Source organism: Mycobacterium sp. THU-M104 (assembly GCF_049197365.1).
Classification (GTDB): Bacteria; Actinomycetota; Actinomycetes; order Mycobacteriales; family Mycobacteriaceae; genus Mycobacterium.
On sequence record NZ_JBMIOP010000222.1, the window covers coordinates 1 to 5,744 of the forward strand.

3 protein-coding genes and 2 pseudogenes are annotated in these 5,744 nt (G+C 66.2%); 3 read left to right on the forward strand and 2 right to left on the reverse strand.

The genetic code is table 11. The annotated features are described in order from the left end of the window. Positions 1 to 154: 154 nt before the first annotated feature. Both ACOJVU_RS16945 and ACOJVU_RS16950 read right to left on the reverse strand, forming a co-directional pair. Positions 155 to 1,110 (reverse strand): annotated as a pseudogene (locus ACOJVU_RS16945) (CaiB/BaiF CoA transferase family protein); the annotation flags it as partial. A 4-nt stretch (positions 1,111 to 1,114) separates the two neighbouring features. Then, positions 1,115 to 1,426, reverse strand: a pseudogene (locus ACOJVU_RS16950) (SRPBCC family protein). A 65-nt stretch (positions 1,427 to 1,491) separates the two neighbouring features. Between ACOJVU_RS16950 and ACOJVU_RS16955 the strand changes: the two are divergent. The 3 genes from ACOJVU_RS16955 to ACOJVU_RS16965 all read left to right on the forward strand — a co-directional run. Next, on the forward strand, positions 1,492 to 3,186 hold the full coding sequence (locus ACOJVU_RS16955) for an alpha-keto acid decarboxylase family protein (RefSeq protein ID WP_421530827.1): 1,695 nt from the start codon (positions 1,492 to 1,494) through the stop codon (positions 3,184 to 3,186). Between the two features lie 312 nt (positions 3,187 to 3,498). Continuing rightward, entirely contained in the window at positions 3,499 to 4,149 is a 651-nt protein-coding gene (locus ACOJVU_RS16960; protein WP_421530828.1) for a TetR/AcrR family transcriptional regulator, read from the forward strand. A gap of 306 nt (positions 4,150 to 4,455) precedes the next feature. Continuing rightward, a partial coding sequence (locus ACOJVU_RS16965; protein ID WP_421530829.1) for a PE-PPE domain-containing protein occupies positions 4,456 to 5,744 on the forward strand: 1,289 nt, incomplete at its 3' end.

Genomic DNA, 5,744 nt, shown 5'->3' on the forward strand with positions numbered 1-5,744 from the left:
TGTGCTCAGCGCTACTTTTTTCGCGTTTCGGCGCTGCCACCGCAGTCTCGACACCCCAGCGAACGGGCCCGACGGATTAACGGGCAAGACCACTAGCAATCGTGGCAACGGATGCGCCCGGGAATTTCCGATCAGCCCGCTGCCACCGGCGATGAGCCCGCAGGTGGTCGTCGGTGGCCGCCTCGCCCCAATTCAGGACCGGCGTCACGCACGCGTCGGTGCCGGGGAAGACCCGCGTCCACTCGTCGCGGGTCTTCGCCGGCGAACGTTTCGGCAAAAAATGTCGCACATCTTTGGGTACGAGGCGATGTCGAGCTGGTCGGGTACCTCATCGGGCGACAGGCCGAGCCCGGCCAGCAACGCGGCGAAGAACTGCGGCTCGATCGCCCCGACCGCCACGTACATGCCGTCGGAGGTCTCATAGCAGCGGTAGAACGGGGCACCGCCGTCGAGCAGAAACGATTCACGCCGGTCGCGCAGCACCCCAGTCGACTTCATCGTTCACATCACCTGGGCGAGCAGACTGACCCCGTCGACCATCGCCGCATCGACGACCTGCCCGCGGCCGGAACGTTCCCGCTCGTACAAGGCGGCGATGATGCCCACCAGGACGAGCATCGAACCGCCGCCGTAGTCGGCGACGAGGTTCAGCGGCGGCATCGGTGGGCGATCGGCGTAACCGAGCGCGGAGAGCGCACCGGTCTGCGCCAGCTAGTTGATGTCGTGGCCGGCCGTGTGGGCCAGCGGCCCTCGTTGCCCCCACCCGGTGATCCGCGCGAAGATCAGGCGCGGGTTGGCCGCCGCGCAGTCGTCGGGGCCGATGCCGAGCCGCTCGCAGGTGCCGGGCCGGAAACAGTCCAGCAGCACGTCGGCTTTGGCGGCCAGTTCCAGCAGTGCCCCGGGCCGGGCCTTGACGTCCAGGTCGACGATGCGCTTGCCGCGGTGCAGCAGGTCGCGGTTCTCCGGCGGGATCGTGAGCCCGCCGGCCGGGCGACGCACCCGTACCACGTCAGCGCCGAGGTCGGCCAGCATCATCCCGGCGTGCGGCCCCGGTCCGATGCCGCCGAGCTCGATGACCCTGACCCCGTCGAGGGGCCCGCCGCGAACCACCGGACTACGTGTCCTTCTTGCACTTCAGCACCCGTTCGCGCAGAGCGTTCGTCGGGGAGTCGATCGTCCCCTTGACGACGCGTTTGAGCACGAAGCCCGGAAGCGGCACGTTCGGGTCGGCGAGCAGCTCGAACTTCACCAGGGTGTCGTCCTTCATCGTGACCTGGCGTGGCCGGCCGTCGTCGCCGGTCTCGAGAACCTCCGCGCTCCGATGGGGTTAGGACCATTCGGGCATCACGTCGAAGTCGGCGATGACGTCCAGGATCTGCGCCGGGCTCGCTTCGATGACGATGTCGCGCGACTCTGTGATGGCCATGGCCGCACCATAGGCCAATCGGAGCCGTAACGGGAGTGATTCGGACCGGGCGTAACGTCGACTTCGTGAATGATGCGACCTTCGAGCCCATCTACACCGTCGGCGACTACCTGCTCGACCGCCTCGCCGAACTCGGCGTGTCCGAGATCTTCGGCGTTCCCGGTGACTACAACCTGGAATTCCTCGACCACATCGTCGCCCACCCGAACCTTCGATGGGTGGGCGGCACCAACGAGCTGAACGCCGGCTACGCCGCCGACGGGTACGGGCGGCTGCGTGGAATGTCGGCCGTGGTAACGACCTTCGGGGTCGGCGAGCTCTCGGCGGCGAACGCGATCGCGGGCAGCTACGCCGAGCAGGTGCCCGTGGTGCACGTCGTCGGCGGCCCGTCAAAGGACGCCCAGGGCACCCGGCGTGCGCTGCACCATTCACTCGCCGACGGCGACTTCGAGCACTTCTTCCGGATCAGCCGCGAAATCACCTGCGCTCAAGCCAATCTCATGCCGGCAACCGCCTGCCGCGAGATCGACCGGGTACTGTCCGAGGTGCGGGAGCAGAAGCGGCCCGGATACATCCTGATGTCCACCGACGTGGCGCGTTTTCCCACCGAACCCGCCGACGCCCCGCTACCCCGGTACACCGGGGGCACCAGCCCGCGGGCGCTGGCCGAGTTCACCGCGGCCGCCGCCGAGCTCATCGGCAAGCATCGGTTGACGGTGCTCGCCGACCTGTTGGTCCATCGGCTGCAGGTAGTCAAAGAACTCGAGGCGTTACTGGCCGCCGACGTGGTGCCTTACGCCACGCTGATGTGGGGCAAGAGCCTGCTCGACGAGAGTTCGCCGCATTTCCTGGGCATCTACGCCGGGGCGGCGAGCAACCCGCTGGTGCGCACCGCGATCGAAGAGGCGCCGGTGCTGGTCACCGCCGGGGTGGTCTTCACCGACATGGTCAGCGGCTTCTTCAGCCAGCACATCGACCTGACGCGAACCATCGACGTGGGGCAATACCAGAGCAACGTGGCGGGCCGGGTTTTCGCGCCACTAGAGATGGGCGCCGCCCTCGACGCGTTGGCCGAGATCCTGCTCCGGCGCGGAACGCGTTCACCCGAGTTGGTGGCGGCCCCGTCCGAAACGCTTGCTCAGGCCGACGGCACGCCCGAACGCGACCAGCCGCTCACCCAGCAGATGCTGTGGGACCGGTTGTGCGCGGCGCTCACACCGGGCAACGTGGTGCTCGCCGACCAGGGCACATCGTTCTACGGTATGGCCGACCACCGGCTGCCGCGGGCGGTCACCTTCATCGGCCAACCCCTGTGGGGCTCGATCGGATACACCCTGCCCGCCGCGTTCGGTGCCGGGGTCGCGCATCCGGACCGCAGGACGGTGCTGCTCATCGGCGACGGCGCCGCCCAGCTGACCGTGCAGGAGCTGGGCAACTTTTCGCGCGAGGGGCTGTCGCCGGTCATCGTGGTCGTCAACAACGACGGCTACACCATCGAACGGGCGATCCACGGGGAGACGGCGCCCTACAACGACATCGTCAACTGGCGATGGACGGATCTCCCCAGCGCACTGGGCGTCACCAACTACCTGTCGTTCCGGGCGCAGACCTACGGCGAGCTCGACGACGCCCTCACCGTGGCGGCCGAGGAGCAGAACCGCATGGTGCTCGTCGAGGCGGTGTTGCCGCGGATGGACATCCCCGGCCTGCTGGTCGAACTCGCCCAGCCGACGTCGCCTGACGGCAGCCCGCGCCGCTGAGTCTCTGTCGGTCAGAAGCCGCCGGCAGGGCGCCCTGCGACACGACCGTGGACTGCTCGACCACAGTGACCACGAACAATGTTGCGCAACTTGATAAATACGACGACGGCGACAATCCGGCGCAGTAAGCGCCACGCCTCTGAGCGAATCGACCACGCGGGCTGAGTCATTCGACGATGCAGGGCAGTGACGGCGATGGTGCCGACAGTGAGACTACGATGTTGCCTCATGAGCACACCCGAAAGGAGCTCGCGGGGCGCGAATGGCACTCCGGTCGCGGGGCGCGGAGGCGGAGCACGCACGATCCGGGGCTTGGATCCAGACCAGCGCAGAGCAAAGCGCCGCGAGCAACTGCTCGACGCCGCCTTGGAGCTGTTTGCCCACAAGGGCTATATCAATACCTCGATCGAGCAAATCTGCCAAGCCGCCTATGTGGGCAACAAGGCATTCTATGAATTATTCGCCAGCAAAGAAGATTGCTACGCGGCACTGCTGAGCGAGATCAGCGACCGGATCAAACAGCAAGTGCTGCAGGCCGCTCAGCAAGTGACCGAAGAAGATCCCGACGAAGCCATCGGTATCTTGCTGGGCGTCTTTGCGCACGCCGCGGTCGACGATCCGCGGGTCGCCGTGGTGGCTTTCCGCGACGTCGGCGGTATTTCCCCCGACGTCGAACGCCAGCGCCGGGAGAACCGCCGCTGGGTCGCGGCGTTTTTCGAACAGCTCTGGCGTCGTTTTGAGTTCGCCAAGAATCGCACCGCCGGCGATCGGGCCGAATCCCACGCGCCGGCGTTGGGAACCGCTGGTGGAATCTTCGAAATCGTGGCCAGCTGGTTGCACGCCGACAGCCTCGAGGAACCGAAGCTCTTTGACCTGATCGCCGAACTGACGGCGTTCGTCACGCTGGTGCAGGACGGGTTGCTCGCGCGGTACTCACAGCGCGGGCCGAATCGCGACGGCTGAACAACGCCGACGCCAGGTCGCGCACAACCCTTCCGCCGGGCGCGCGGCGCCACGTGGTGCGCAAGCAGGGGTGAGACCGCCTCAGACCTCGCCGTCAGTACGAGATCCGTCGGCGCCCGCGCCGACGGAGACACGCCCGACACAAAGGAACAAGAGCTCTTGTTTTGAATAACCGGGCCGTGCTGTAATGGATCTCACGTTCGCCTGGCCCCTACCTAGATAGGACGCTTCATGCACCATGCGGTCCGCCCCTACGTCGCCGTCGGCATTGCGATTTTGAGCGCTGGCTGCATCACGGCAACGCGCATGGCGTCGCCGGTGCATGAGGTGCAGCTCAGCGACATCCGGCTCGTCGACAACGTGGCCGACATCATCGCGGGCAGCGGCACGCCGATCCCGTCCGAGGAATACGTCACCCACGTTTTCGACGTTTTCCTCCAATCCCAGTTCCCGGATTACACACCCGAGCCCGTTTTCTACCCGGCCGGCAACTACGCGCTCTACACCGGCGTCAAGAGTCTGCCGCTGGACACGTCCGAAGCCCAGGGCGCCCAAATCCTGGACTACGACATCACCCAGCAAGTTGACGCGGGCAGCGACGTGGTCGTCAAGACGCAGTCCCAGAGTTCGACGATCGCCGGAATGGTGATGTCGGAGCTTGCTTCCCAGGGCGTCAGCGACAAGGACGTCTCCTTTGTGATCACCGGTGATCCCAATCTTCCCGACGGGGGACTCTTCGAGCGTTTCGCCGGGCTGTCGTTACCCAGCCTGGGGATCACATTCAACGGCGCGACACCGTCGGACCTGTACCCGACCACGATCTACACGTTGGAGTACGACGGCTTCGCCGACACCCCGCGCTACCCGATCGACATCTTCTCCGATCTCAACTCCCTGGCCGGCATCTACTACGTGCACCCCACCTATGACCAGGTGCTCACATCGCAACAGATCCTCCCCGTCAGCCAGGGCGGTGACGCAATTCAGTTGCCGACCGAGGGCGCCACGATGACGACCTACTACATGCTTCCCACCAACAACCTGCCGCTGCTGGACCCGCTGCGTTCCATCCCGGTCGTCGGCAAACCGCTGGCCGACCTGATCCAGCCCGACCTCACGGTCTTGGTCAACCTCGGCTACGGCGACCCCGACTACGGATGGTCGCAAGGGCCGGCCAACGTACCGACCCAATTCGGCCTCTTCCCCAGCACCGCCGACCTGGAAAAGGTGCCCGGACTGCTCGCGGCAGGAACCCAGGAGGGAATCACCAACTTCGCCCATGACATCAGCGCCGAATTCACCTCGGCGGGCGCTTCGGCAGGTTCCTCGCTGCCATCCCTGGCGACCCTGACAGATCCCTCGTCGACGGCCACCGGCATGGCCTCGCTGATGAACACCCCCTCGGATCTCCTCACCGCGCTGTCCCCCGACAGCCTGGCCAACGATCTGGTCAACGGAGCCAACGCGGTGTCCGGCGCGCTGTCGGCAAGCTATGCCACCTTGCTGCCCACCGCAGACGTCGCCAACGCCCTGCTGACCAGCCTGCCCGCCTACGACGTCAGCCTGTTCGCCCAGGGCCTGGAAGCAGGCGACAT